This window comes from Amycolatopsis sp. NPDC114478, from assembly GCF_055633805.1.
Window position 1 is genome coordinate 90,479 of record NZ_JBVKDO010000014.1, and the last position, 25,012, is coordinate 115,490.

Annotated in this window: 26 protein-coding genes; 15 read left to right on the forward strand and 11 right to left on the reverse strand. The window is 71.3% G+C overall.

Annotated features, from left to right (window positions below; all coding sequences use genetic code 11):
- The first annotated feature begins 100 nt into the window (after positions 1-100).
- Positions 101-463, forward strand: coding sequence for a hypothetical protein (locus ACZ7OH_RS33040; RefSeq protein ID WP_470284413.1), 363 nt, complete (start codon positions 101-103; stop codon positions 461-463).
- A 62-nt stretch (positions 464-525) separates the two neighbouring features.
- Here the strand turns inward: ACZ7OH_RS33040 and ACZ7OH_RS33045 are convergent, their stop codons facing one another.
- The 5 genes from ACZ7OH_RS33045 to ACZ7OH_RS33065 are packed head-to-tail and all read right to left on the reverse strand — an operon-like array spanning position 526 to position 5,303.
- Positions 526-1,866 (reverse strand): serine hydrolase domain-containing protein, encoded by a 1,341-nt coding sequence (locus ACZ7OH_RS33045; protein ID WP_470284414.1) that lies wholly within the window; start codon positions 1,864-1,866, stop codon positions 526-528.
- Positions 1,867-1,889: 23 nt separating this feature from the next.
- Positions 1,890-2,510 (reverse strand): response regulator transcription factor, encoded by a 621-nt coding sequence (locus ACZ7OH_RS33050; RefSeq protein WP_400895603.1) that lies wholly within the window; start codon positions 2,508-2,510, stop codon positions 1,890-1,892.
- Positions 2,507-3,661 carry a sensor histidine kinase gene (locus ACZ7OH_RS33055; RefSeq protein WP_470284415.1) on the reverse strand — a complete coding sequence of 385 codons (1,155 nt, stop codon included), beginning with the start codon at positions 3,659-3,661 and terminating at the stop codon, positions 2,507-2,509. Before ACZ7OH_RS33055 ends, ACZ7OH_RS33050 begins: the two co-directional genes overlap by 4 nt.
- Entirely contained in the window at positions 3,658-4,467 is an 810-nt protein-coding gene (locus tag ACZ7OH_RS33060; RefSeq protein WP_470284416.1) for an ABC transporter permease, read from the reverse strand. Before ACZ7OH_RS33060 ends, ACZ7OH_RS33055 begins: the two co-directional genes overlap by 4 nt.
- Positions 4,464-5,303 (reverse strand): ABC transporter ATP-binding protein, encoded by an 840-nt coding sequence (locus ACZ7OH_RS33065; RefSeq protein ID WP_470284417.1) that lies wholly within the window; start codon positions 5,301-5,303, stop codon positions 4,464-4,466. Before ACZ7OH_RS33065 ends, ACZ7OH_RS33060 begins: the two co-directional genes overlap by 4 nt.
- A 230-nt stretch (positions 5,304-5,533) precedes the next feature.
- Here ACZ7OH_RS33065 and ACZ7OH_RS33070 point away from each other — a divergent pair, with 230 nt between their 5' ends.
- Both ACZ7OH_RS33070 and ACZ7OH_RS33075 read left to right on the forward strand, forming a co-directional pair.
- The gene (locus ACZ7OH_RS33070) at positions 5,534-7,228 is read left to right on the forward strand and encodes an SDR family oxidoreductase (protein WP_470284574.1); all 1,695 of its coding nucleotides are present in this window, start codon (positions 5,534-5,536) and stop codon (positions 7,226-7,228) included.
- Positions 7,229-7,242: 14 nt separating this feature from the next.
- Positions 7,243-7,845 (forward strand): TetR/AcrR family transcriptional regulator, encoded by a 603-nt coding sequence (locus tag ACZ7OH_RS33075; RefSeq protein ID WP_470284575.1) that lies wholly within the window; start codon positions 7,243-7,245, stop codon positions 7,843-7,845.
- 6 nt (positions 7,846-7,851) lie between these two features.
- Here the strand turns inward: ACZ7OH_RS33075 and ACZ7OH_RS33080 are convergent, their stop codons facing one another.
- Positions 7,852-9,000, reverse strand: a complete 1,149-nt coding sequence (locus ACZ7OH_RS33080) for a citrate synthase 2 (protein ID WP_470284418.1) — start codon at positions 8,998-9,000, stop codon at positions 7,852-7,854.
- Between the two features lie 280 nt (positions 9,001-9,280).
- On the opposite strand from ACZ7OH_RS33080, the gene ACZ7OH_RS33085 reads away from it, so the two are divergent.
- From ACZ7OH_RS33085 to ACZ7OH_RS33110, 6 genes are read left to right on the forward strand one after another with little or no spacing between them, the layout of a single operon-like run.
- Positions 9,281-9,583: an urease subunit gamma gene (locus tag ACZ7OH_RS33085; protein WP_086680249.1), complete on the forward strand. Its 303-nt coding sequence runs from the start codon at positions 9,281-9,283 to the stop codon at positions 9,581-9,583.
- A gap of 10 nt (positions 9,584-9,593) precedes the next feature.
- Positions 9,594-9,899 (forward strand): urease subunit beta, encoded by a 306-nt coding sequence (locus tag ACZ7OH_RS33090; protein ID WP_452066267.1) that lies wholly within the window; start codon positions 9,594-9,596, stop codon positions 9,897-9,899.
- Position 9,900: 1 nt separating this feature from the next.
- Positions 9,901-11,616 (forward strand): urease subunit alpha, encoded by a 1,716-nt coding sequence (locus ACZ7OH_RS33095; RefSeq protein ID WP_470284419.1) that lies wholly within the window; start codon positions 9,901-9,903, stop codon positions 11,614-11,616.
- Positions 11,617-11,629: 13 nt separating this feature from the next.
- The gene (locus ACZ7OH_RS33100; RefSeq protein ID WP_470284420.1) at positions 11,630-12,310 is read left to right on the forward strand and encodes an urease accessory protein UreF; all 681 of its coding nucleotides are present in this window, start codon (positions 11,630-11,632) and stop codon (positions 12,308-12,310) included.
- Complete coding sequence (gene ureG, locus ACZ7OH_RS33105; protein WP_470284421.1) at positions 12,300-12,989, forward strand: urease accessory protein UreG; 690 nt, start codon at positions 12,300-12,302, stop codon at positions 12,987-12,989. Before ACZ7OH_RS33100 ends, ureG begins: the two co-directional genes overlap by 11 nt.
- Positions 12,986-13,702 carry an urease accessory protein UreD gene (locus ACZ7OH_RS33110; RefSeq protein WP_470284422.1) on the forward strand — a complete coding sequence of 239 codons (717 nt, stop codon included), beginning with the start codon at positions 12,986-12,988 and terminating at the stop codon, positions 13,700-13,702. The genes ureG and ACZ7OH_RS33110 overlap by 4 nt, the downstream gene beginning before the upstream one ends.
- Positions 13,703-13,808: 106 nt before the next feature.
- On the opposite strand, the gene ACZ7OH_RS33115 is transcribed toward ACZ7OH_RS33110, so the two are convergent.
- The gene (locus tag ACZ7OH_RS33115) at positions 13,809-14,909 is read right to left on the reverse strand and encodes a lipase family protein (protein ID WP_470284423.1); all 1,101 of its coding nucleotides are present in this window, start codon (positions 14,907-14,909) and stop codon (positions 13,809-13,811) included.
- An 89-nt stretch (positions 14,910-14,998) separates the two neighbouring features.
- Between ACZ7OH_RS33115 and ACZ7OH_RS33120 the strand changes: the two genes are divergently transcribed.
- Positions 14,999-15,709, forward strand: a complete 711-nt coding sequence (locus tag ACZ7OH_RS33120; RefSeq protein WP_400895579.1) for a TetR/AcrR family transcriptional regulator — start codon at positions 14,999-15,001, stop codon at positions 15,707-15,709.
- Positions 15,710-15,755: 46 nt separating this feature from the next.
- On the opposite strand, the gene ACZ7OH_RS33125 is transcribed toward ACZ7OH_RS33120, so the two are convergent.
- The gene (locus tag ACZ7OH_RS33125; protein WP_470284424.1) at positions 15,756-17,429 is read right to left on the reverse strand and encodes a purine-cytosine permease family protein; all 1,674 of its coding nucleotides are present in this window, start codon (positions 17,427-17,429) and stop codon (positions 15,756-15,758) included.
- A gap of 216 nt (positions 17,430-17,645) precedes the next feature.
- On the opposite strand from ACZ7OH_RS33125, the gene pdxH reads away from it, so the two are divergent.
- From pdxH to ACZ7OH_RS33140, 3 genes are all read left to right on the forward strand, one after another.
- Positions 17,646-18,311 carry a pyridoxamine 5'-phosphate oxidase gene (gene pdxH, locus ACZ7OH_RS33130; protein WP_470284425.1) on the forward strand — a complete coding sequence of 222 codons (666 nt, stop codon included), beginning with the start codon at positions 17,646-17,648 and terminating at the stop codon, positions 18,309-18,311.
- Positions 18,312-19,363: 1,052 nt separating this feature from the next.
- Positions 19,364-20,611, forward strand: coding sequence for an MFS transporter (locus tag ACZ7OH_RS33135; RefSeq protein WP_470284576.1), 1,248 nt, complete (start codon positions 19,364-19,366; stop codon positions 20,609-20,611).
- A gap of 24 nt (positions 20,612-20,635) precedes the next feature.
- Positions 20,636-21,190, forward strand: coding sequence for a DUF3558 family protein (locus ACZ7OH_RS33140; RefSeq protein WP_470284426.1), 555 nt, complete (start codon positions 20,636-20,638; stop codon positions 21,188-21,190).
- 88 nt (positions 21,191-21,278) lie between these two features.
- Here ACZ7OH_RS33140 and ACZ7OH_RS33145 read toward each other — a convergent pair whose 3' ends face one another.
- Genes ACZ7OH_RS33145 through ACZ7OH_RS33155 form a run of 3 tightly spaced genes read right to left on the reverse strand, consistent with a single transcriptional unit; the run spans position 21,279 to position 23,511 of the window.
- Positions 21,279-22,103 carry an MBL fold metallo-hydrolase gene (locus ACZ7OH_RS33145; RefSeq protein ID WP_470284427.1) on the reverse strand — a complete coding sequence of 275 codons (825 nt, stop codon included), beginning with the start codon at positions 22,101-22,103 and terminating at the stop codon, positions 21,279-21,281.
- Positions 22,100-22,933, reverse strand: coding sequence for an MBL fold metallo-hydrolase (locus ACZ7OH_RS33150; RefSeq protein WP_470284428.1), 834 nt, complete (start codon positions 22,931-22,933; stop codon positions 22,100-22,102). Before ACZ7OH_RS33150 ends, ACZ7OH_RS33145 begins: the two co-directional genes overlap by 4 nt.
- A complete protein-coding gene (locus ACZ7OH_RS33155; protein WP_470284429.1) occupies positions 22,933-23,511 on the reverse strand; it encodes a TetR/AcrR family transcriptional regulator in 579 nt (192 codons plus the stop codon). The genes ACZ7OH_RS33150 and ACZ7OH_RS33155 overlap by 1 nt, the downstream gene beginning before the upstream one ends.
- Positions 23,512-23,578: 67 nt before the next feature.
- Between ACZ7OH_RS33155 and ACZ7OH_RS33160 the strand changes: the two genes are divergently transcribed.
- On the forward strand, positions 23,579-24,484 hold the full coding sequence (locus ACZ7OH_RS33160; RefSeq protein ID WP_470284430.1) for an aldose 1-epimerase family protein: 906 nt from the start codon (positions 23,579-23,581) through the stop codon (positions 24,482-24,484).
- Complete coding sequence (locus ACZ7OH_RS33165; protein ID WP_470284431.1) at positions 24,451-24,930, forward strand: GNAT family N-acetyltransferase; 480 nt, start codon at positions 24,451-24,453, stop codon at positions 24,928-24,930. The genes ACZ7OH_RS33160 and ACZ7OH_RS33165 overlap by 34 nt, the downstream gene beginning before the upstream one ends.
- Positions 24,931-25,012 lie beyond the last annotated feature (82 nt).

Consider the following 25,012-nt stretch of genomic DNA (forward strand, 5'->3'; position numbering starts at 1 on the left):
ACTCGACTCTAAGGGGCCCGCCCGTCCGGCGGCTTCTCGCGGCGGGCCGTGGGGGTAAATCGCTGTCGGCGACTCCGGGACGCTCGGTAGCTTCACGGCCGTGAACGGCTGGACGCCGGACACCACGATCGCACTGCCGATCGGGCTGGCCGTGACCCTGGTACTGCCGTGGTGGCTCACCGGTGAGCGCCGGGGCTTGCTCCTCGCCGGTCTCGGGGGCCTGGTGCTGCTGGACGCGGTGCTCGTGGCCGCGCTGTTCGCGCACCCGGTTCCACCTGCCCGTGACGCTGCCGGACATCGCGGCCGAGCCGGCCGGCCGACGGCCGGCCGGCTGTGGCCGGCCGGCCGTCGGAACACCTGGTCGCCGGTCTGCCGGACGGACGACAGCTACGCCGTCGGGACCATCGGGCACGCGGGCCGTGGGGGTAAAAACACGGTTCCCGCCGGTTCCGGGCTTCGGTAGTTTCCTGCACTGGCTTGCGGGCCCCGCTCACCACCCTGGGGGTGTGAGCGGGGCCCGGCGGGTCAGCGCCAGCCGTCGACCCCGCCCGGCACCGGCGCCGCCGGGTCGTACGGCGTTCGGGTGAAGATGAACGTCGCCAGGTCCAAGTGCGTCGCGACCCCGTCGGCGTCCCGGCCCACCTCCAGCGTCTCGCCCGCGTAGTACCCGTCGAGGCCGATGTACGTGTCGCGGCCCGTTGCGCGGAAGCGGGAGCTGCGGCCGGCGCCCTCGGCCGGGGCCAGCAGGAGCAGCCCGTCGCCCTGGATTCGCAGGTGGTACGGCGTTGGCCCCCAGTGCCAGAGCCCGGTCAGCGCCAGCAGCGCGGGGTCGACGGCGGCCGGCTGCCACTCGGCGGGCAGGCGCGGCTCCAGGTCCTCCGTCGTCGTGATCAGGTCCAGGCAGAGCTGGGTGATGCCGACGCCGGACGTCGAGTTCGTGAGCACCAGCGCGCCGGTCTGCGCGACCGGGTCGACCAGCGTGACGGCGAGGAAGCCCGGCATCGAGCCGGTGTGCCCGGCCAGCCGGCGGCCCTGGTAGCGCACCAGCATCAGGCCGAGGCCGAAGCCGGTCGTCCAGATGTCGGTGTCGTCGACGGTGACCATCGTCCGCATCTGCTCGATCGTGTCCGGGGACAGGACGCCGCCGCCGTGCCCGCCGAGGAACGCCGTCCAGCGGCCGAGGTCCTTCGCCGTCGACCACAGCTGGCCGGCCGGCGCCATCGCCCCGGCGTCCGGGCTGGGTTCCGGCAGGAGGACGTCGGCGAAGGGGTGCACGGCGAAGCCGTCCGCGTGCGCGCCGACCGGGTGCGGCGTGGTGCGCGTCATCCCGAGCGGCCCGAGGACCTCCTCGTCGAGCACGGAGAGCCAGCCCTTGCCGCGGTGGCGCGAGATCAGCTCGCCGAGCACGCCGTAGCCGACGTTCGAGTAGTGGAACCGCGCGCCCGGCCGGTGCTTGGTCGCCCCCTCGGCGAGGCTCCCGACGAGCGCGTCCCAGTCGCCACCGGGGGTGCGCTCCCACCACAGGCCGGGCGATTCGGACGTCAGGCCGGAGGTGTGCGAGAGCAGCTGCGCGACGGTCGCGGCGCCGAAGGGCGTGCCGGGGACGTGCTTCTCGAGGGGGTCGTTGAGGTCGAGCAGGCCTTCGTCGCGCAACCGCATGACGGCGGTGGCCACGAGGGTCTTGGTGATCGAACCCAGCCGGTACTGGGTGTCGGTGCCGGGCGGGCGGTCGCCGACGCGCCCCCGGGCCCCGGACCAGACGATCTCCCCGTCCCGCACGACGGCGGCGACGAGCGAGGGAGCCCGGCAGGCGGCCTGCTCGTGGGCGATCCGGCGGAGCAGGGCGTGTTCGGTCGACTCAAGCATGAAAGCATTCTGCCGCGCGGCGCTCAGCCGAGCAGGTTCCGGGCCATCGCCGTCGTCACCGCGGCCGTCCGGTCCGACACGCCGAGCTTGCCGAACACCCGCAGCAGGTGCGTCTTGACCGTCGCCTCGCTGATGTGCAGGGCCCGGCCGATGTCCGCGTTCGTCCCGCCCGTCGCGACCAGCCGCAGCACCTCGACCTCGCGCGCCGACAGCGGCTGGGGCTCCGGGTTGCGCACGCGGTTGACCAGCTTCCCGGCCACCGACGGCGCCAGCACCGTCTCGCCGCGCGAAGCCGCCCGGATCGCATTCGCCAGTTCCGTGCGCGACGCGTCCTTCAGCAGGTAGCCCGACGCTCCCGCCTCGACCGCGCGCAGGATGTCCGCGTCCGTTTCGTACGTCGTCAGGACGACGATCCGGCGGCCCGGCTGGTCGCGCAGGATGCGTTTCGTCGCGCCGACGCCGTCCAGGCCCGGCATCCGCAGGTCCATCAGCACGACGTCCGGCCGCGCGACGCGGTCGAGCGCGACGGCTTCGTCGCCCGAGCCGGCCTCGCCGACCACCGTCAGGTCGGGTTCGGCTTCGAGCATGCCCCGGAGGCCTTCGCGGACGACCGGGTGGTCGTCGACGAGCATTACGCGGATCAAGCCGGCACCTCCAAGGTGAGTTCGGTGCCGCTCGGGCCACTCCGGACGCTCAGTGTGCCACCCACCTGCTCGGCCCGGGACCGCATGCCGCGCAGCCCGAACCCGCCGGCGCCGGCGGGGTCGAAGCCCACGCCGTCGTCCCGGACGGACAGCCGGACCGCGTCGTCCACAACGGACAGCCGCACCGACACCGACGACGCGGCCGCGTGCCGCCGGACGTTGTTCAGCGCTTCCTGTGCGCCCCGCAGCAGGACAACCTCGCCCGCCATGCCGATCGCCGGAAGGGCATCGTCCACTTCGTACCGGACGGACACGGCGGTCTCGTCCGCGAGCCGGTCGGCTTGGCGACGGACGGCGTCCACAAGGGACCCGGACGCCAGGTCGGCCGGTGCGAGCGCGGCGACCATCGCACGGGCCTCGGTGAGGTTGTCCCGCGCCGTGCGGGCGGCCAGCTCGGCGTGCCGCCGGGCCGCGGCCGGGTCGGTGTCCACTTCGGACTCGATGGCCTGGGCGAGCGTGACGATGCTGGTGAACCCCTGGGCCAGCGTGTCGTGGATCTCGCGCGCCAGCCGCTCGCGTTCAGCCGCCGTGCCCGCCTCGCGGGAGAGCCGGGCGACCTCGGCCTGGCTCTCCTCGAGCTTCGCGATCAGGTCCGCCCGCCCCCGGCTCTCTTCGATGACGTGCAGGATGAACTTGCCGGACAGGATCCCGAACACGACGAGGATCGCGGTCATCGGCAGCATGATGTGCAGCGCCGGCCCCCGCAGCCCGTTGGCGGCGATCGAGGACAGCGGGCTCAGCACGATCACCGCTGACGTGAGCACCGCGGCCGGGCGGAACTCGAGCGTCGAGAACAGCAGCGGGCACACCATGAACAGGATGAAGCTGGACGTCGTGTTCGCGAACATCGCGACCGCGACCAGCGCGACGACGACCACCGCCAGCAGCCACCGCTGCTTGAGGTGGCCGTCGTCGCGCACCACCCGCCGTCCCCACATCAGGTAGGTCAGCGCGAGCGCGGTCAGCGCCCCGACCGCGACGAGGGTGCGCACCGGATCGGCTTCGTCCAGCACCACCAGCGTCGTCGTGGCCAGGTACGCCACCGCGAAGAGGATTTCCCAGAGCCAGTTGAACCGGTCCCAGGCATTCACTTCGCGTCGGTCCACCGGAACGTCAGCCGCGCCAGCACCGCGCCCGCGACGCACCAGATCCCCAGCACCAGCGCCACCCGCGGGAGCTCCCATGACCCAGCCATCTCCATCCTCGCCGCGGCGTCCGGCAGGAACACCGACCGGAAACCCTGGCAGATCCACTTCAACGGGAAGAACGACGCGATGTCCACCATAACCTTGGGCAGGTTCGTGATCGGCGAGACGAACACGCCGGAGATGAACTGCAGCACCAGGTACAGCATCTGGACGATCGCGACGGCGCCGTTCGTCGACTTGGCCAGCGAGCTGATCGCGATGCCGAGCAGCGTGCACGAAACGATGCCGAGCGCGAACACCCACAGCAGCGTCAGCCACTTGGCCGGGTCGGACGGCAGCCGGAGTCCGAAGAGGAGTACGGCGACGGCGGACATCAGGACGGTCTGGGCCAGGCTGGACACCGCGACCAGCACCATCTTGCCGATGAAGTAGGACGCGGGTGGCATCGGCGTGCCGCGAAGGCGTTTGAGCGCACCGGTTTCCCGGTCGCCGGCGACGCCGGTCGCGATGCTGTTGAACGACGTCGAGACGATGCCGGAGCCGATCATCCCGGCCGCCAGCAGCTGCCCGGAGGTGACACCCGCGAGGGCGGTCGGACCGTCCAGGATGGACCCGAGCAGGATCATCAGGACCGCGGGCAGGGAGAAGGTGAAGACCACCTGTTCCTTGTGCCGGAAGAACTGCCGCAGCTCGGTGCCGCCGCGGGCGAGTCCTAGTGAAAGCGGGCCCGGGAGGGTGAGCGTGGTCATGCCTTGTCTCCGATCAGGTCCAGGTAGATGTCCTCCAGGCTCGGCCTGGTCACCGTCAGCCCGGCGAGCTCCCTACCCCCAGCAGAGAGCTCGGTGACGAGCTTGGTCGGGTACGCGGTGCGCTCGACGTGCGCGCCGCGTTCGTCGGTCCACCGCACGGTCGCCTCGGCGGCGGCCCGGCCGCCGAGGTTCTGCGGCGTGTCCTGCGCGACGATCTCGCCGCGCGCGATCACCGCGACGCGGTCGGCGAGCGCCTCGGCCTCGTCGAGGTAGTGAGTGGTCAGCAGGATGGTGGTGCCCTCGCCGGCGAGGTCGCTGATCAGCTTCCAGAACTGCCTGCGCGCCTCCGGGTCGAAGCCGGTGGTCGGCTCGTCGAGGAAGAGCAGCTCGGGCCGCCCGATGATGCCGAGCGCGACGTCGACGCGGCGCCGCTGGCCGCCGGACAGCGACTTGATGCGGGATTTCGCCTTCTCGGTGAGCCCGACCTTCTCGATGACCTCGTCGGGGTCCCGCGGGTCGGGGTAGTACTTCGCGAAGTGCCGGACGGTCTCGGCGACGCTCAGCTCGGCGGCGTCGTTGGCCGTCTGCAGGACGATGCCGATCTTCGACCGCCACGCGCGGCCGGCCTTCCCGGGGTCCTGGCCGAGCACGGTGACCTCGCCGGCGGTCCGCTGCCGGTGGCCTTCGAGGATCTCGACGGTGGTGGTCTTCCCGGCGCCGTTCGGGCCGAGCAGGGAGAACACCTCGCCCGGGGCGATGTCGAGGTCGAGCCCGGCCACCGCCAGGTGACCGGGGTACTGCTTGCGCAGGCCGCGCACGCTCACTGCTGTGGTCATGGCTCACAGCCTGGTCCCGCGGCGCCTTGATCGGGAGCAACGCTCAGCTGAATCCCGGTGTCCACCGTTCGGTGGACAGAGTCGTCAGCCGAGCCTGCTTGGTTCCACGGGAAACCGTGAAAACGCTGTCATACAAGCAAAAAACTGAACTTTCGGCCACGCGGAACCGCCGCGAGGGTGAACGCAGCTATTGACAACTTGTCTAACATGACAGAATGTCTCACAAGTGGGTGACCGCCAGCGACGGTGTCCGCCTCTCCGTCACCATCGAGGGCCGCGAAGACGGGCCCACGGTCGTGCTCGTGCACGGCTACCCCGACAACAGCTCGATGTGGGGCGGGGTGGCCGCGTCGCTGAGGGCGGAACACCGGGTCGTCACCTACGACGTCCGCGGGGCCGGACAGTCGGACAAGCCGCCGGGACGCGCGTCCTACCGGCTGGACCAGCTGGCCGACGACCTGCGCGCGGTCGTCGAGGCGGTGCAGCCGGCCGGGAAGGTGCACCTGGTCGCGCACGACTGGGGCTCGATCCAGACCTGGCACGCCGTCACCGGCGACGCGCTGCGCGGCCGGGTCGCGTCCTACACGTCGATCTCGGGGCCGAGCCTCGACCACGCCGGCGCGTGGTTCCGCGCGCAGCTCACCCGCCCGACGCCGAAGCGGCTCAAGAACGCCCTGAGCCAGTTCCTGCACTCGTGGTACATCCTCGCGTTCCAGGTGCCGCTGATCCCGGACCTGCTGTGGCGCACCGGCCTGCTCGGCAAGCAGATCCAGCGCATGGAGCCCGACGCGGCGCCCCCGGACAAGTCCGACGGCCGCTACGGCCTCGAGCTCTACCGCGCCAACATGTTCACCCGGCTGTCCCGGCCCGCGCCGCGCGCCGTCGACGTCCCGGTGCAGGTGCTCGCGCCGACCGGCGACGCCTACGTCACCACGCCGCTGCAGACCGAGGTCGCGCGCTGGGTCCCCGACCTGCGGATCCGCCGGGTCGTCGGGACGCACTGGGTCACCCGCGCCAAGCCGGACGTGGTCGCCCGGGCCGCCGCCGAGCTGATCGAGTACGCCGAAACCGGCACCGAGAGCCGCGGACTGCGTCAGTCGCGCGTGGGAACCGGGCGGTTCGCGCACAAGCTGGTCGTCGTCACCGGCGCCGGCAGTGGCATCGGCCGGGCCACCGCGCTGGCCTTCGCCGCGGAGGGTGCCGACGTCATCGTCACCGACATCGACGCGTCCAGCGCCGCGGAAACCCTTAAACTGCTGGAAGACCACGGCGTCGCCGAGTACACAGTAGACTCTTCGGACGGCGAAGCCGTGCACCGCTTCGCCCGCGATGTGCGCGAGAACCACGGCGTCCCGGACATCGTGGTCAACAACGCCGGGATCGGCATGTCCGGCCCGTTCCTCGACACGTCCGTCGAAGACTGGGAACGCGTCATCGACGTCAACCTCTGGGGCGTCATCCACGGTTGCCGCGCCTTCGCGCCGATGCTCGCCGAACGCGCCGAGGGCGGCCAGATCGTCAACCTCGCCTCGGCCGCGGCCTACCTGCCGTCGAAGATCCTCACCGCGTACGCGACGACGAAGTCCGCCGTGCTGACGTTGAGCGTCTGCCTGCGTGCCGAACTGGCCGAACACCACATCGGCGTCACGGCGGTGTGCCCGGGCATCGTCAAGACCAACATCACCAACACGACGACGTTCGTCGGGGTGTCCGAAGAGGAACAACGCCGGCGTCAGAAGGAAGGCTCGAAGCTGTACGCCCGACGCGGGTTCGGCCCGGAAGGCGTCGCGCGCGACATCCTGCGGGCCGTGGAGAAGGACATCGCGATCGCACCGTCCACCCCGGAGGCGAAGGCCGCTTTGGTCCTTTCGCGACTGACGCCGGGGCTGCTGCGGGCGGCGGCGAAGCTGGACCTGACGCCGTGAGCCGGCCGCGGCGGATGTCGCCGCAGGCCCGTCGCGACGACCTGATCCGGGCCGCGCTGGACCTGTTCGGCTCGCGGGCGCCGGAGCTGGTGACCGTGGACGACATCGTCGGGCGCGCCGAGGTGTCGCGGCCGCTGTTCTACCGGTACTTCTCCAGCCTGCGCGAGCTGCAGGTCGAGGCGCTGCGCACGGTCACCGTCGGGCTGATCGACGGCCTGGCCGGGCTCGAGGAGGGGCCGCCGGAAACTCGGCTCAAAGCAGCCGTCCGCGGCCTGATCGACGTCGCCGACCACTACCGAGCGGGCTACATCGCGTTGCTGCGCAGCGGATCCGTGATCGCGACGTCCGAAACGGACGCGGCGATCGACGAGGTCCGCAACCGCGCGGTGGCCCTGATCCTGGACGCCCTCGGCGTCGAGGATCCGTCGCCGCTGCTGTCCCTGACCCTGCGCTGCTGGACGGCGGTCGTCGAAGGCGCGTTGCTGAGCTGGCTCCAGGAACGCACGGTCCCGCGCGAGCACCTCGACGGCTGGCTCGTCGACCAGCTCACCGCGATGCTCGACGCGACCGCGAAACACGAAACGGCCGGCACCCTGAAGGCACCGGCCGCCTCGTGAACAGCGTCAGTGCTTGGTGACGAGCTCCCAGCCCTCGACGTCTTCCGGGGTCCGCGGCGCCGGGCCGACGTACTTGGCCGACGGCCGCACCAGACGTCCGGTGCGCTTCTGCTCGAGGATGTGCGCGGCCCAGCCGGCGGTGCGCGCCGAGCTGAACATCGCGGGCATCATGTGCGGCGGGACCTGGGCGAAGTCCAGGATGACGGCGGCCCAGAACTCGACGTTCGTCTCGATCGGGTGGTCCGGGCGCCGCTCGCGCAGCTCCTTCAGCGCCGCCTGCTCCAGCGCGGCGGCCGCCTCGTAGCGGGCCGCGCCCAGCTCCTTGCACGTGCGGCGCAGCACGCGCGCCCGCGGGTCCTCGGCCCGGTAGACGCGGTGCCCGAAGCCCATCAGGCGCTCCTTGCGGTCGAGGATGCCCTTGACCAGGCCCGTCGGGTCGCCGGTGCGCTCGACCTCTTCGATCATCGGCAGCACGCGCGCCGGGGCGCCGCCGTGCAGCGGGCCAGACATCGCGCCGATGGCGCCGGACATGGCCGCCGCGACGTCCGCGCCGGTGGAGGCGATGACGCGGGCGGTGAAGGTCGACGCGTTGAGGCCGTGCTCGGCCGCCGACACCCAATAGGCGTCCAGTGCCTTGACGTGCGCCGGGTCGGGCTCGCCGCGCCAGCGGATCAGGAACCGCTCGGTGATCGAGTGGGCCTCGTCGACGCGGGTCTGCGGCACGGCCGGCTGGCCGATGCCGCGGGCCGACTGCGCGACGTAGGAGAGGGCCATCACCGAGGCGCGGGCCAGCTGCTCGCGAGCCTCTTCGTCGGTGATGTCGAGCAGCGGGCGGTAGCCCCAGATCGGCGCGAGCATGGCCAGCGCGGCCTGGACGTCCACCCGGACGTCGCCGGTGTGCACCGGCAGCGGGAAGGGCTCGGCGGGCGGCAGGCCGTGGCCGAACCGGCCGTCCACGAGGAGGCCCCATACGTCACCGAAGGTCACCTTGCCGGCGAGGTCCTCGATGTCGACGCCGCGGTAGCGCAGCGCACCGCCGTCCCGGTCGGGTTCGGCGATCTCGGTGTGGAAGGCGACGACGCCTTCCAGTCCCGGTCGGAAGCCGTCGTCGGGTTGGCCGGACGGCTGTGGCTTGCTGATCGTGGAGGTAGTCACTGTTTCGCGAAACCTTTCGGTGCGCTTTTCTTCCCCGGCTGGTCGCGCTGACGGGATACGCACGGGAAAGCGCGCACCATCGCACGGATGGATAGACCTTGCTCCCTCGATCGCCGGGGGGCAATCGAAAGAAGCGGTGGTTTCGGTCACGATTACGAGAACGATTCAGTCACCGAAGCCGTCCCACCGGAGAATTTTCACCACTCAGTGTGACGAAGCCCAGGTTAAAGGTATGTTTCCGAACCAGGCGCCGCCGTGGTCCGGGTGATAGACCTAGCTCATGCACCTCAGCCCGCAGGAGCGCGACAAGCTGCTCGTCCACGTGGCGGCCGACGTCGCGCGGAAGCGGCTGGACCGCGGCGTCCGGCTGAACTACCCGGAAGCGGTCGCGCTCATCACCGACCACGTCCTCGAAGGGGCTCGTGACGGGCGAACGGTCAGCGAGCTCGTGGCCAGCGGCCGGACCGTGCTCTCCCGGGCGCAGGTGCTCGACGGCGTGCCCGAAATGGTGGACTCGGTGCAGGTGGAAGCCACTTTCCCGGACGGCACGAAGCTCGTCACCGTGCATGACCCGATCGTGTGAAGGCGGACGGATGCACCCAGGTGAGATCATTCCCGGCGACGAGCCGGTCGAGCTGAACCCCGGCCGCCCGCGCGTCCGGCTGCTCGTGCGCAACCTCGGCGACCGGCCGGTCCAGGTCGGCTCGCACTACCACTTCGCCGCGGTGAACCCCGGCCTCGAATTCGACCGCGACGCCGCCCGCGGCCACCGGCTGGACGTCCCGGCGGGGACGTCGGTGCGCTTCGAACCCGGCGTCGAACGGGAAGTCGATCTTGTTCCGCTCGCCGGCGCGCGCCGCGTTCCGGGTCTGCGGTCCGAATTCTCGGGAGACTTCTGAAATGCCGCAGATCGACCGCGAGCGCTACGCCGAGCTGTTCGGCCCGACCACCGGCGACCGGATCCGGCTCGCCGACACCGACCTGCTGATCGAGGTCACCGAGGACCGCTCGATGGGGGCCGGCGGCTCCGGCGACGAGGTGCTCTTCGGCGGCGGCAAGGTCATCCGCGAGTCGATGGGCCAGGGCATGGCGACCCGCGCCGAGGGCGCGCCCGACCTGGTCATCACCGGCGCGGTGATCCTCGACCACTGGGGTGTCGTCAAGGCCGACGTCGGCGTGCGCGACGGGCGGATCGTCGGCATCGGCAAGGCGGGCAACCCGGACACGATGGACGGCGTCGACCCGGCCCTGGTCATCGGGCCGTCGACCGAGGTCCTGGCCGGCAACGGCAAGATCCTCACCGCGGGCGGCATCGACTGCCACGTCCACTTCATCTGCCCGCAGCTCGTCGACACGGCGCTGGCCGCGGGACTGACCACTTTGGTCGGTGGCGGGACCGGCCCGAACGAGGGCACCAAGGCCACGACCGTCACGCCCGGCGCGTGGAACCTCGGCCGGATGCTGTCCGCTATGGACGGTTACCCGGTCAACGTCCTGTTGCTGGGCAAGGGGAACACCGTCCGGCACGAGGCGCTGCGGGAGCAGCTCGCGGCCGGCGCGGGCGGCTTCAAGCTGCACGAGGACTGGGGTACGACGCCGGCGGCGATCGACGCCTGCCTGACCATCGCCGACGAAGCCGGCGTCCAGGTCGCGATCCACACGGACACGCTGAACGAAGCCGGCTTCCTGGAGTCCACTGTGGACGCCATCGGTGGGCGTTCGATCAACGCGTACCACACCGAAGGTGCCGGCGGCGGCCACGCGCCGGACATCATCGAGGTCGTCTCGCTGCCGAACGTGCTGCCGTCGTCGACCAACCCGACGCGCCCGCACACCGCCAACACGCTCGACGAGCACCTCGACATGCTGGTGGTCTGCCACCACCTCAACCCGTCGGTGCCGGAGGACCTCGCGTTCGCCGAGAGCCGGATCCGGCCGTCGACCATCGCCGCCGAAGACGTGCTGCACGACCTGGGCGCGATTTCGATGATGAGCTCGGACTCGCAGGCGATGGGCCGGATCGGCGAAGTGATCATCCGAACCTGGCAGACCGCGCACGTGATGAAACGCCGTCGCGGCGCGCTGCCCGGCGACGGCGCGGCCGACAACCTGCGCGCCCGTCGTTATGTCGCCAAGTACACGATCAACCCGGCCATCGCGCACGGCATGGAGACCGAAATCGGCTCGGTCGAGGTCGGCAAGCTCGCGGACCTGGTGCTGTGGGAGCCGAAGTTCTTCGGTGTCCGCCCGCACGTGGTGCTGAAGGGCGGCTTCCCGGCGTGGGCGGCGATGGGTGACGCGAACGCGTCCATCCCGACGCCGCAGCCGGTCCTGGCGCGCCCCATGTTCGGCGCGAACATCGGGGCGGCGCTGAGCCTGCACTTCGTCGCACCGTCCGCTTTGGACAGCGGGCTGCGCGAGACGTTCGGCATCACGCGGCCGCTGGTCGCCGTGTCGAACATGCGCGCGCGGACCAAGGCGGACATGGTGCTCAACGACGCCACGCCGGACGTCCGCGTCGAGCCGGACAGCTTCGCCGTGCACGTCGACGGCGAGCTGATCGAGCCGCACCCGGTGACGGAGCTGCCGATGGCCCAACGGTACTTCCTCTTTTGATGGACACTGTCTGATGGACCTTTCGGCGCTGATCCTCGCGGACTCCCGCTTCCCCGGCGGCGGGCACGTCCACAGTGGCGGGTTGGAGGAAGTCGTCTCCCGGCGGCTGGTGACGTCCGTGCGCGACCTGCCGGGGTTCCTTTCCGGACGGTTGCGGACGGCGGGGTTCCTCGCCGCGGTTTTCGCTGCTGCGTCCGCGCACGCCGCGGCGCGCTCCGTCCTTTCCGGACACTGGTCCCTGCTGGATGCCGAGCTGGACGCTCGAACCCCGTCGCTCGCGCAACGAGAGGCGTCGCGGGCGCAAGGGCGGGGGACCGCTCGCGCCGGACGGATCGCCTGGCCGTCTCCCGTTCTGGAGACGTTGCTGGCCGAGACCAAGCGGCCCCATCATCCGATCGTGCTGGGCGCGCTCGTCGGCGTCGCGGGCGGGTCACCGTACGACGCGGCGATGGCGGTCGCCTACCTGTCGGTCAGCGGGCCGGCGAGCGCGGCGGTGCGGCTGCTGGGACTGGATCCCTTCGCGGTCAACGCCGTCGTGGCGCGGTTGGACCTCGCTTCGGTTTGTTCGGACGCGGCCGCGGTGGCGGGGGACGACCCGGCGTCGCTGCCGTCGCCGGGTTCGCCCGCGTTGGATCTGTTCGCCGAGGCCCACGCCCGGCACCACCAGGAAGAGGTGCGTCTCTTTGCCAGCTGAAGGCCACGGCCACGGACACTTCCACGAGGTCAACTTCGACCCGACGGCCGCCGAACCCGACCACTACGACGCCGCGCCGACGGCCGGGCGCGCGTACCGGATCGGCATCGGCGGCCCGGTGGGTTCGGGCAAGACGGCGCTGACCGCGGCGCTGTGCCGCGCACTCGGTGACGAGGTCAACCTCGCCGTCGTCACGAACGACATCTACACGACCGAGGACGCGGACTTCCTGCGGCGCGCCGGAGTTCTGGACCCGGCGCGGATCGAGGCGGTCCAAACGGGAGCGTGCCCGCACACGGCGATCCGCGACGACATCACCGCGAACCTGGACGCGGTCGAGCGCCTGGAGGAGAAGTTCCCGGGCCTGGACCTGGTGATCATCGAGAGCGGTGGCGACAACCTGACGGCGGTGTTCAGCCGCGGCCTGGCCGACAGCCAGATCTTCGTGGTGGACGTGGCGGGCGGCGACAAGGTGCCGCGCAAGGGCGGCCCCGGCGTCACGACGGCGGACCTGCTGGTGATCAACAAGATCGACATCGCGCACCTGGTGAACGCGGACATGGCGGTGATGACGTCGGACGCGCACCGGATGCGGGGTTCGTTGCCGGTGATCACCCAGTCTCTTGTGGACACTCCGGACGCGCCGGCGGTGGCCGACTGGGTGCGTTCCCTGCTGTGAAGGCCCACGCCCGCTTGACGGCGTGCTTCGACGGGACGCGCACGGTGCTGCGCGAGCTGCGATCGATGGCTCCGTTGACGTTGTTCCCCCGCCGCGGCCGCGGCCCGGCGGCGGTGGTCCACCTGGTCAACTCGGCGACGTCCCCGCTGGGCGGCGACGATCTGCTGCTCACGGTGCGGGTGGGGCCGGGGGCTTCGCTCCGGTTGTCCGGCGTGGCGGCGACGCTGGCGCTGCCCGGTCTCCACGGCGAGTCCTCGTTGTCCACAGTGGACGTGTCGGTGGCCGAGGGTGGTTCGCTGGAGTACCTGCCGGAGCCGACGGTGATCACGTCCCGGGCGCGGCACTCGGCGGTGTTCCACGCTTCGCTGGCGTCGGATGCCTACCTGCACACGCGGGAGGTGCTGGTCCTCGGGCGGACCGGGGAGCGTCCGGGTTCGCTGACGACTTCCCTTGATGTGACACGGGATTCCGTGCCGGTGCTGCGTCAGACGCTGTCGATCGGCTCGGGTCTGGACGGGAGCCTGGCGGTGCTGGCGGGCCGCCGGGTGCTGGCGTCGGACCTGGTGGTCGGCGGGCCGGAGCTGCCGGCGGCCTCGGGCGAGTGGTGGTCGCGCAGCCCGCTCGCCGCCGGTGGCTCGCTGGTGACTTCGCTGGCTCCGGATGCCGTGGCGGCGATGAAGGGGCTGGCCGAGGCCGGGGCCGCGGCGTTCTGAGCAGGCCCCCGTTTTCCACGCTACCGGGAGGGACCGACAGTTTCGGGTGGGTCGCGCCGCTCGCCGGGGACGGACCCCCTGCGTCCGTCCCCGGCGAGCGGAACTCTCAGAACTTCGTGCCCAGCCAGGTCATCGCCACCGGGCCGCCAACCGACACCCCGCCGATGTGTTCCAGCAGCGGGAACTCCTGCCACGTCACCTTCGCGCCGGCCGCCTCCCACCGGTTCCGCAACGCCGTCCCCACGCCGAACGGGATCAGCTCGTCCAAGCTCGCGTGGTACAGGAACACCGGCATCGAAGGCGCCGTCGTCCCCAGGTAGTTCTGCGCCAGCCGGGCCTGCCAGCGCGGGTCGTGGATCGGGTCCGGCACCGTCACGAAGTCCGTCAAGTGCGCGAACGGCGCCGCCGCGCCCAGTTCCACCGTGCACGCCCGGGACACCCGGGCCACCGCCTCGCGGCCGCGGTCGTTCAGGATCGACGTGAACGGGACGTCCGGGTACGCCGCCGCGAAACCCGTTGCCGCGCCCAGCACCAGGCCGAACGCCGCGCCGCCGTCGTTCGCGGCGAAGACCGCGTTCAGGTCCGCCGGGACCCCGCCCGCCGCCACCCCGACCACGTTCACCGACGGCGCATACGACGCCTGCAGCTCCGCCGCCCACGCCGCCGCCTGGCCGCCCTGCGAATAACCGAACACGCCGACCGGGCCGGACGGCGACAACCCCGCCCCGGGCACGGCGAAAGCCGCGCGGGCCGCGTCCAGCACCGCCCGGCCCTCCGACTGGCCCACCGCGTACGTGTGCGTCCCCGGCGTGCCGAGCCCCTCGTAGTCCGTCACGACCACCGCCCAGCCCTGCGACAACGCCTGGGCCAGCAACGCGCTTTCGTTCTCGACGCCGTGCGCCAGCAGGTTCGACGGCGCGCACTGGTCGCCGAGCCCGTGCGTCCCCACCGCGTACGTGACCAGCGGACGTGGGCCGCCGCGCACCCACGGCGTCGGCGGCACCAGCAGCGTTCCGGAGACCGCGTCCGGCGCGCCCGTCGCCGACGTCGAGCGGTACAGCAGGTGCCACGCCCGGACCGGCGCGGGGAACGGGCCGACGAACACCGTCGTCGGCTGCGCGGACAGGAGGACACCGGGATCCGCGTGCGCCGCGGGGGTGAGCACCGCGAAAAACAGGGTGACGGCGACCAGCAACCGACGAAGCACCGTTGCCTCCGGTTCTTTGGTAATCGAGATTTTCACAAAGTAGCCAGCCCGGTAGGATCTGGCAATCCCTCAGAAGGAGGAGACAACCGGTGGCTCGCACGTACGGCGGCGTCGCACCCGAACAACGTCGCGCCGATCGCCGCGAGCGGCTGCTCACGGCCGGGCTCGAGCTGTTCACCTCCGCCGGTTTCCGGCACACGAAGATCACCGAGGTGTGCGGCCGCGCCGGCGTCTCGACGCGGAACTTCTACGAGGAGTTCACCGGCAAGGAGGACGTGCTGCGCACCCTCCACGACCGGATCAACAGCCTCGCCCTCGACCACGTCACCGCGGCGCTCGACAAGGTCGCCGACGCCGACGCGATGACCCGCATCGCGACGCTGCTGGACGTCTTCATCGACACGGTCACCGTCGACCCGCGGCTGCCGCGCCTCAACTACGTCGAAGCCGTCGGCGTCAGCGCGGAACTCGAGGAGCAGCACCAGGTGTGGGTCGACCGCTGGGCGGCGTTCATCGAGACGGAAGCGCGGCGCGCGGCCGAACACGGCGTCGCCCCCGACCGCGACTACCGGCTGACGGCGATCGCCCTGGTCGGCGCGGCCACCGGCCTGCTGCGCGAGTGGCAGGCGCACGAGCCGCCGCTGCCGGTCGAGGACGTCGGCGCGGAACTGCGCGCGCTGATGCTGGCCGCCATCATGCGGCCGGAAAAGATCTTGGAAATCCCGGGCAACCCCGGCGGGGCCTCGAACGTGAAGGAGTCGAGCCGGGAGGGGGACCCGGGGGGAAGCCGGCTCACGTGAGGGCCCTTTCCCGGCCGGGGAGGCCGGGAAAGGGCCCGCACGGACTCTAGGTGGCGCGGACCGTCGGCAAGCCGAGCGACACCGGGCCCGCCTGCTGGCACATGTCGTGGCAGGTGTTGTCCAGCGTGCAGCACAGCGAGCAGATCGGGCCGTCCTGCTTCGCGCAGTCGGCGACGTCGGGCAGTTCGTACGGGTCGCCGCAGACCGAGCAGGTGTGCGTCGCCCGCAGGTCGACGTCGATCTCCGGCCCGGCGACCGTGTTCTCCCGCGCCAGGTAGTACTTCCCGCGCGTCGCCACCGCGAGCGTCGGCACCAGCACGATCGCGATGACCAGCGCGAGCAGCGGGCTGAACGCGGCGAGGAACGGCCCGAACGCGCCGAAGTACGCCACGATCGACACCGCCGACGCGACGACCATCGAGCCGAACCCGACCGGGTTGATCTTGTGCAGGTAAGCCCGCTTGAACTCGATGTAGCGCGGCGAGAGCCCGAGCGGCTTCGCGATCACCAGGTCGGCGCAGACCGCGCCGATCCACGCGATCGCGACGTTCGAGTAGAAGCCCAGGATCTTGTTCAGGAACCCGAACGCGCCGAACTCCATCAGCGCCAGCGCGATCCCGCAGTTGACCAGCACGTACCAGACGCGGCCGGGGTGCTTGTGCAGCACGCGGGAGAAGAAGTTCGCGAACGACAGCGAGCCCGAGTACGCGTTCGTCGTGTTGATCTTGATCTGCGAGACGACGACGAACAGTGCGGCGAACGTCAGAGCGACCGGGCCGAGCGCGGGCTTCACGGCTTCGAGGTACGGCGCGATCGGCTCCAGCGCGTGCGTCTTCCCGACGACGCCGAGCGCGAGGAACGCCAGCAGCGCGCCGCCGATCTGCTTCGCGGCGCCGAGGATCACCCAGCCGGGGCCGGCGGCGAGCACCGCGGCCCACCACGACCGCTTGTTCTCCGCCGTCTTCTCGGGCATGAACCGCAGGTAGTCGGCCTGCTCGCCGATCTGCCCGATCAGCGACAGCGCGACGCCCATGCCGAGACCGAACCCGATCGCGGAGAACCCGGAGCCGGTGCCCTCGGTGCCGCCGAAGTGCGCGAACTCGGCGAACTTGCCCGGCTCCCGGATCAGCACGACGACGAACGGCAGCACCAGCCCGGCGATCCACAGCGGCTGCGTCCAGGTCTGCATCTTCGCGACCGCGCCCATGCCGTAGAGCGCGAAGGGCAGCACGATGAGCGTCGCGAGCAGGTAGCCGATGGGCAGCGGGATGCCGAGGGCGAGCTCGAACGCCTGGCCCATGATCGAGCCTTCGAGCGAGAAGAAGATGACGGTGAAGCTCGCGTAGACGAGCGACGTCAGCGTCGACCCGAAGTAGCCGAAGCCGGCTCCGCGGGTCAGCAGGTCCATGTCCACTCCGGACTTCGCGCAGGCGGCCGCGATGGGCACGCCGGTCACGAAGATGACGACGGCCGCGGCGAGGATCGCCAGGACGCCGGAGGTGAAGCCGTAGGAGAGGACGATGCTGGCGCCGATCGCGAAGTCGGCGAGGTAGGCGATGCCGCCCAGCGCCGTCGTCGCGACCACGAACGGTGACCATTTCCGGAACGAATGAGCGGCGAAGCGCAGTGAGTAGTCCTCGCGGTTTTCGTTCGCCGCGAGCGGGGCGTACCGGCGTTCCGGGGGAGCGGTTTCTTCGGCGTTGGACAGGGTCTCGGTCATGCCTGCCTCCGGGTGGTGGGGAACGGGCCGAAGGTAGAGCCGAGCTGTATCGATCCTGGTCCAGCGGGTAACGCACGGGTTACAGCTTGTTGTCCAGCGGTTACGGCCTGGCGTGGCGGGTGTCACCGTTCAGTGGGTTCCGCCGCAGCTCGCAAGGCCCTAACGTGCCTAGAGCCGAAGTCGACTGATGCCCCGACCGGGCGTGGAGGTTTGGCGATGATGCCGGAGATCGAAGACGCCGTGGTTCACTTGCCCGGGATGCGGGTGGCGTACGACGGTGCCGCGTTCGACGAGTCCGCGCTGGCGGCCACCTGGACCGATCAGCTGCAGGGCTGGCTGAACCAGGCCGTCGCCGCCGGGATCGCCGAACCGAACGCGATGGTGCTGGCGACGGCGGACGCCGAAGGCCGGCCGTCGTCCCGGACGGTGCTGTGCAAGGGCCTCGACGACCGCGGCGTGGTGTTCTACACGAACTACACGTCCTCGAAGAGCCACGACCTGACGGCGACGCGGTACGCGTCGGTGACGTTCCCCTGGTACGCGCTGCACCGCCAGGTCCACGTGCGCGGCGAGGTCGAGAAGGTCGGCGTCAAGGAGACGGCGGAGTACTGGGCCCAGCGCCCGCGCGGCTCGCAGCTGGGAGCCTGGGCGTCCCCGCAGTCCCGAGTGGTCGACGGCCGCCGGGCGCTGGACAACGCGTTGAGCGGGATCGAGCGCCGGTTCGCCGACGTCGAGCAGATCCCGGCCCCGCCCCACTGGGGCGGCTGGCGGATCCGGCCGGACCTGGTGGAGTTCTGGCAGGGCCGCGAGGACCGCATGCACGACCGGCTCCGGTACGTCCGGAACGACGACGGCTGGAACATCGAGCGCGTCGCTCCCTGAGTTTTGTGCACAGCCGCGGCCGTGATGTGGGTGACCATGTCGCGGCCGCGGCTTTTTGGGATTTTCTTAGGGGGCTTTCGGTGAGCCGGCGGTGGCTCGGTTGGCTGTCCACAGCCTGTTCGTGATGTGGATGGACGTGGGGCTCACCTGCGGTTTCCCGGCTTTTTGTCGGGTGGTGCCGATACGCTGAAAGCGGGGGCTCCCCCAGGGAGGGAGGGCTCTGCTCGGCGGGGCTGCTCGGCGGGAGCCGCGCAACGGGACCGCTCGGCGGGCTCGGCGGGCTCGGCGGACCCCCGGAGCCGGTTGGCAGGGACCTCGCCTCGGGAATCGCTCGGCGGGGACGGCGTGCTCGGGAAACCGCTCGCCCGGGATTGCGTGCCTCGGGAGTCGCTCGCGTGGGATCGCGGGCCGGGGAACTGCTCGGCGGGGACCGCCCCTCGGGAGTTGCTCGCTCGGGACCGTGGGCCGGAGAGCCGTTCGGCGGGCGTCGCTCGCTTGGGGCCGGAGCCGGGGAGCCGCTGGAGTCACCCCTGGGAGTCGCTCGCTCGGGTCCACGTGCCTGGGAGCTGCTGGGCGGGAATCATCCCTTGGGAATCGATCGCTTGGGCCCGCGGGGCGGGGATCCGCTGGGCGGGGACCACCGCTCGGGAATCGATCGCTTGGGACCGCGGATCCGGGAGCCGCTCGGCGGAAACCATCCCTCGGGAGTCGCTTGCTCGGGATCGTGGGCCTGGGAGCCGCTGGGTGGAAACCATCCCTCGGGAGTCGCTTGCTCGGGACTGCGGGCCTGGAGTCGCTGGGCGGGAGTCACTCTTCGGGAGTCGCTCGGTTGGGACCGCAGGCCAGGGAGTCGCTCGGCGGGAACCACCCCTCGGGAATCCCAGAACCCGCGCCCCGAACCCGCTCACCTGGGCGAAAGCGCTCCCACCCGCCAGCGACACCTCAAAGCCCCCCACAGGCGACGGAAATCACGCGACCCCAGGTAGTTAGCCGAGCTAAGCTCATTGGTTGTGACCTCTGAGCCCGAGACCGCGCCACCTCGCGCGGGTGGTTTGCGCGGACTCCTCGGCCGCATCATCGTCGATACCCGGCCTCTCAAGATCCCCGCCTTTCGGCGGCTCTGGTTGTCCACTGTGGTCACCGCAGTCGGGACTCAGCTGACCGCCGTCGCCGTGCCGAAGCAGGTCTTCGACCTCACCGGGTCCTCCGCCTACGTCGGTCTCACCGGGCTCGTCGCCCTCGTTCCGCTGCTCTTCTTCGGGCTCTGGGGCGGCGCCGTCGCCGATGCCGTCGATCGGCGGAAGCTTCTCGTCGTCACCAACGTCCTCGTCGCGGTCACCTCCGCCCTGCTCTGGCTGCAGGCCTTCCTGAACTTCGGCTCCGTCTGGCTCGTCCTCGGGCTGCTCGCCGTCAACCAGGCGCTCTTCGCGATCAACATGCCCACGCGCGGCGCCGTCGTCGCGCGGCTCGTGCCGGACGAGCTGCTGCCCTCCGCCAACGCCCTCAGCTCGACGATGTCCACCTTCGGCGCCGTCTTCGGGCCGCTGCTCGCCGGTGCACTCATCCCCGTCCTCGGCCTCTCGACCCTCTACCTGATCGACGTCGTCGCCCTCACCATCACGCTCATCGCCGTCTGGCGGCTGCCGGCCATCCCGCCGCTCAACGGCCCCTCGCGCCGCGCGGGCCTCAGCGACGTCATCGACGGCTTCAAGTACCTCGCCACCAAGAAGGTGCTGCTCGCCTCGTTCGTCGCCGACATCATCGCGATGGTCTTCGGCATGCCGCGCGCGCTGATCCCGGAGATGGCCGAACGCACCTTCGGCGACCCACCCGGCGGCGGCCCCGCGCTCGGCTGGCTCTACGCCGCCCTGCCCGCCGGCGCGATGCTGATCGGCCTCTTCTCCGGCTGGCTGACGCGCATCCAGCGGCAAGGCGTCGCGGTTGTAGTCGCGATCTGCGCCTGGGGCGCAGCGGTGGCGGCGTTCGGGCTCGCGCACTCGCTGTGGCTCGCGGTCGTCTTCATGGCCGCCGCCGGCGCGGCGGACATGGTCAGCGCCGTCTACCGGATGGCGATCCTGCAGGTCGCGACCACCGACGAGATGCGCGGCCGGCTCCAGGGCGTCTTCACCGTCGTGGTCGCCGGCGGCCCGCGGGTCGCCGACCTCGTGCACGGCTGGGGCGCGGCCGCGTTCGGCACCGCGGCCGCCGCGTCCGTCGGCGGCGTGCTGGTGATCGTCTCCGTGTGCGCGTCGATGTTCCTGCTCCCGGCGTTCTGGCGGTACCGGGCTCCTACGGCTTAGGCCGTTCGGGCTAGGGTGCCGGATATGCGTACTCTCGCCGTCGTTTTGGTCGCTTTTGCCGCGTTGACCGCCTGCTCCTCGGGCGACGAGCCGTCGAAGGCGCCGTCGTCGTCGAAGCCGTCCGCAGCGCCGAAGCCGAGTTCGAACGCGGCCGCCGCGTCGCTCGACCCGTGCAAGCTGCTGCCCGCCGCCGCCGTGTCGAAGGCCCTGTTGCTGGACAACCTCCAGGCGGTCGCAGGCCCGGTGCAGGACAACGCGGCCAACGGCGGCAAGGCCCGCAGCTGCGAGTACCAGCTGAACGGCAAGGGCGCGGGCGCGCTCGCCGTGACTCGCTACGAGGGCCGCCAGGCGAAGCCGGCCGACATGGTCGCGTCCATCAAGAAGGCGAAGGCCGGCGCGCAGGACGTCGCCGGCTTCCCGGACGGCGCCGTCTACTACGTCGACGAGCAGAAGACGGCGACGCTCGCCTCGGCCGCGCTGGTGTCGGGCACGCCCGTGCTCGTCAACTACACCGGCCCGGCCAAGATGACGCCGGCGCAGATGGCCCCGCTGGTCAAGACGGCCCTCGACGCGAGCTGATCAAGCCCAGCCGACGAGCTGCCGCTCCGACGACGTCGAGCGGCGCCGGGTCGCTCCCGCACGCCGTCGTCGGCGCGGCCACCATCGATCAGCGGCGCAGCGCCGCCAGTTCGACCGGGCTGTGCGCGGAGAACACCGTGACCTCGTTCTGGTGGTCGCGCGCCAGCTCGTGCAGCCGCGCCAGGTTCTCCAGCCGCGGCCGGCGCAGGGTCTGGACGATGTTCTGGAACGCCGTCAGGCCCGGCGGGCAGTGCGGCGCGACCGGGTCCAGCTGGCCGTGGAAGAAGTACGCGTCGCCGGCGTGCAGGAGCCAGCCGTCGCCGGTGTCGACCGCGACGCCCGTGTGGCCGCGCGTGTGGCCCGTCAGCGGGACCAGCAGGATCTCCTCCGGCAAGCCCTTCAGCGAGCGGACCGCCTCGAAGCCGAACCACGGCTCGCCCGTCTCGTCGTAGGTGCTCCACAGCGGGCGGTGCGCGAACTGCGCGGCGCGGTAGCGGTTCTTCTCCGCCGCGTTCGCCGGCGACGTCGCCGCGCGGTGCTCCTCCGCCCGGACGTGCACGACGGCGTTGGGGAAGTCCGCCAGTCCGCCCGCGTGGTCGACGTCGAGGTGCGTCATCACGATGTGCCGGACGTCGGCCGGGTCCAGGCCGAGCGCGCGGATCTGCGCGACGGCCGTCTCGGCGGCCGTGGGCTTGGCGCCGACCATCGTCAGGAACGGCCGGCCGAGCCACTCGCCCGGCTTGGCCACGCCCTGGGTGCCGAACCCGGTGTCGACCAGCACCAGCCCGTCGCCGGTCTCGATCAGCAGGCAGTGGGCGACCAGCTCCGCGCGCCGCAGCAGGCCGGGCTCGCCGTCGAGCAGCTTGCCACCCGCCGGGCGCATCGATCCGCAGTTCAGGTGGTGCACCTTCATACTTTGCTCCTGGAGCTCAGCCGGACGAACTCGGTCTCGTCGTGCGCGGCGAAGACGCTCACCTCGTCGCCGTGCTCCTGAACAAGCTGGCGCAGGCGGCGGTGATTGTCCAGCCTGGCGCGCTTGACCGTCTCCATGTGGCCCTCGAACCACTTCAGGCCCGGCGGGCAGTGCGGGTCGGCGGCCACTTGGCCGTGGAAGAAGTACGAGTCACCGGCGTTGAGCAGCCAGCCGGCGCCGGTGTCGACGGCGATCCCGGCGTGCCCGCGCGTGTGCCCGGACAGCGGGACCAGCAGGATCTCCGGCGGCAGCCCGTCCAGCTGCCGGACGGCGTCGAAGCCGAACCACGGTTCGCCGGTGTCCGCATAGGACGTCCACTGTGGACCGTGCGCGAACTGGATTCGGCGGTAGCGGCCGCGTTCGGCGGCGTCACGCGGTTCGGTGAACGCCCGCAGCTCTTCGGCGTAGACGTGCGCGCGAGCCCACGGGAAGTCGATGAGCCCGCCGGCGTGGTCGAGGTCGAGGTGGGTCAGGACGATGTCGCGGACGTCCGCCGGGTCGAACCCGAGCGCGCGGATCTGGGCGATCGCGGTCCGCGCCGGGTCGGCGACCGGGTTGGACTGGCGGACGAAACCCGCGCCCAGCCAGGCCTCCCGGTCGACGGCGGCCGGCGTGCCCATGCCGGTCTCGACGAGCACGAGACCCGTGTCCGTCTCCAGCAGCAGGCAGTGGCAGACCATGGTGGCGCGCCGGAACAGGCCCGGCCGCCCGTCGATCAGCTTGCCGCCGAGCGGGCGCATGGTGCCGCAGTTCAGGTGGTGGACGCGCATCAGGAGAACTCCCGTTCGAGGGTGGCGTGCAGGTGGTTGGCGACGGCGCGCAGCGGCGCCGGGTCGCGGCGGGTGCGGGCCAGCAGCAGGCCGCCTTCGATCGCGGCGAGCACGACGGTGGCCAGCTCGTCCGCGCGCTCGGCGGAAAGCTGTTGCCGCGCAAGGTATTCACGCAGGATTCCGTGCCACGACGAATAGCCGTCCACACAGGCTTCGCGGATCGGTTCGCTCTCCGCGGCGGCGTCCAGCGCGACCGTCGCGAGTGGACACCCGCGCTGGAAGTCCGATCCGGTCAGGAAAGCCGCCAGTGCCTCGACGGCCCGGTCGATCGCGGTCGGCGCGTCGGGCGCGTCCCGGAGGATCGCCTCGAGCATCGCGCCGGTGCGTTCGCCCGACAGTCGGACGGCTTCGGCGGCGAGCTGCTCCTTGCCGCCGGGGAAGTGGAAGTAGAGCGAACCCTTCGGGGCGCCCCCGGCCGTCGTCAGCTGGGTGAGGCCGGTGGCGTGGTAGCCCTGGGTCTGGAACAGGTCGGCGGCGGTGTCGAGCATCCGCTGCCGCGTGTCGGTGCGACGGACCATGGCGCCGACTGTAGCTCAAACTATGACGACCGGTCTAGTTACATTCTGGATCGGTAAGGTCGTCCGCATGGGCAACCCGACCGGTCAGCAGTTCGAGATCACCCGCGGCAACGCGCGCGCCGTCGTCACCGAGATCGGCGCGGGCCTGCGCGCGTTCGAAGTCGGCGGAGTGCCGTACGTCGAGGAGTTCCCCGAAGACGAGAAGCCGCCGAAGGGCGCCGGGCAGGTGCTGCTGCCCTGGCCGAACCGGACGAAGGCCGGCAAGTGGACGTTCCAGGGCGAGGAGCAGCAGCTCGAGATCACCGAGGAGGCGCGCGGCAACGCGATCCACGGCCTGACCCGCCACCTCGAGTGGGAGCTGGTGGAGCACGCCGAGTCGTCGATCACCCTGGCCGTCGACGTCGAGGTGCAGCCCGGCTGGCCGGTGCCGCTGCGGGCGACCGTGACGTACGAGCTCGCGCCGCGCGAGCTGACCATCACCCACGAGATCCGCAACGAGGGCGAGCAGCCGATCGGCGTCGGCGTCGGCACGCACCCGTACTTCCGGATCGGCGACGTCCCGACCGACGAGCTGACCCTGACGCTGCCGGCGAGCCGCGTGCGGCCCTACCTCGGTGACGAGCAGATGCCGTACGCGCCGGAGCAGGACGTCGAGGGCACGGAGTACGACTTCCGCTCCGGGCGGGTGCTGGCGGGCGTCGACCTGGACACGGCGTTCGGCTCGCTGTCGGCGGCCGCGGACGGCCAGCACCACTTCGTGCTGTCCCACGAGGAGCAGCAGCTGGTCGTCTGGACCGGCCCGGACTTCCGCTGGGTGCAGGTGTTCACCCCGGACGACCTGGTCGGCCGCGGCCGCGCGGTCGCGATCGAGCCGATGACCTGCCCGGCGGACGCGCTCAACACGGGCACGGACCTGATCGAGCTGGAGCCGGCGTCGTCGTGGTCGGGCAGCTGGGGCATCCGCGTCCAGTGAACCGGCTGGGGGTGGCGGACGCGGGCGAAGTGCTGACGCTGCAACGAGCGGCGTACGTGACGGAGGCCCGCGCCCACGACGACTGGGACCTGCCACCGCTGCTGGAGACGTTGGAGCAGACGCGGGCGGCCCTGACCGGCCTGTCGTGGGGGATCCGGGAGTCGGGGCGCCTGGTGGCGTCGGTCCGGTTGACGGTGACCGGTCCGGTGGCGGTGATCGGCCGCCTGGTCGTGGCGCCGGACCGGCAGGGGTTCGGGCTGGGTGGGTCGCTGCTGCGGTTCGCGGAGTCTTCGGCGCCTGCGGAGGTGACGCTGTTTCGCCTCTTCACGGGGTCGAAGAGCGTTGGGCCGCTGGCGTTGTACGCCAAGAACGGGTACCGGGAGACGCATCGGACGCCGGAGAACAACCACGAACTGGTGCACTTGGAGAAGGCCCGCGTTCCGTAGGCTGCTTCGGTGCAGTCGGTGTCGGGCCCTGGCTCTGGGGCATTCCGGTGCTGTGGTGGGGCCGGCTCGGCAAGCTGGGGCA

What these genes read in the sequence shown, in the direction of transcription:
- ACZ7OH_RS33045 (WP_470284414.1), bottom strand. Translation starts at nt 1,866, where the DNA reads ATGCTTGAGTCGACCGAACACGCCCTGCTCCGCCGGATCGCCCACGAG.
- ACZ7OH_RS33060 (WP_470284416.1), bottom strand. Translation starts at nt 4,467, where the DNA reads ATGACCACGCTCACCCTCCCGGGCCCGCTTTCACTAGGACTCGCCCGC.
- ACZ7OH_RS33065 (WP_470284417.1), bottom strand. Translation starts at nt 5,303, where the DNA reads ATGACCACAGCAGTGAGCGTGCGCGGCCTGCGCAAGCAGTACCCCGGT.
- ACZ7OH_RS33075 (WP_470284575.1), top strand. Translation starts at nt 7,243, where the DNA reads ATGTCGCCGCAGGCCCGTCGCGACGACCTGATCCGGGCCGCGCTGGAC.
- ACZ7OH_RS33085 (WP_086680249.1), top strand. Translation starts at nt 9,281, where the DNA reads ATGCACCTCAGCCCGCAGGAGCGCGACAAGCTGCTCGTCCACGTGGCG.
- ACZ7OH_RS33090 (WP_452066267.1), top strand. Translation starts at nt 9,594, where the DNA reads ATGCACCCAGGTGAGATCATTCCCGGCGACGAGCCGGTCGAGCTGAAC.
- ACZ7OH_RS33095 (WP_470284419.1), top strand. Translation starts at nt 9,901, where the DNA reads ATGCCGCAGATCGACCGCGAGCGCTACGCCGAGCTGTTCGGCCCGACC.
- ACZ7OH_RS33100 (WP_470284420.1), top strand. Translation starts at nt 11,630, where the DNA reads ATGGACCTTTCGGCGCTGATCCTCGCGGACTCCCGCTTCCCCGGCGGC.
- ACZ7OH_RS33125 (WP_470284424.1), bottom strand. Translation starts at nt 17,429, where the DNA reads ATGACCGAGACCCTGTCCAACGCCGAAGAAACCGCTCCCCCGGAACGC.
- pdxH (WP_470284425.1), top strand. Translation starts at nt 17,646, where the DNA reads ATGATGCCGGAGATCGAAGACGCCGTGGTTCACTTGCCCGGGATGCGG.
- ACZ7OH_RS33140 (WP_470284426.1), top strand. Translation starts at nt 20,636, where the DNA reads ATGCGTACTCTCGCCGTCGTTTTGGTCGCTTTTGCCGCGTTGACCGCC.
- ACZ7OH_RS33145 (WP_470284427.1), bottom strand. Translation starts at nt 22,103, where the DNA reads ATGAAGGTGCACCACCTGAACTGCGGATCGATGCGCCCGGCGGGTGGC.
- ACZ7OH_RS33150 (WP_470284428.1), bottom strand. Translation starts at nt 22,933, where the DNA reads ATGCGCGTCCACCACCTGAACTGCGGCACCATGCGCCCGCTCGGCGGC.
- ACZ7OH_RS33155 (WP_470284429.1), bottom strand. Translation starts at nt 23,511, where the DNA reads ATGGTCCGTCGCACCGACACGCGGCAGCGGATGCTCGACACCGCCGCC.
- ACZ7OH_RS33160 (WP_470284430.1), top strand. Translation starts at nt 23,579, where the DNA reads ATGGGCAACCCGACCGGTCAGCAGTTCGAGATCACCCGCGGCAACGCG.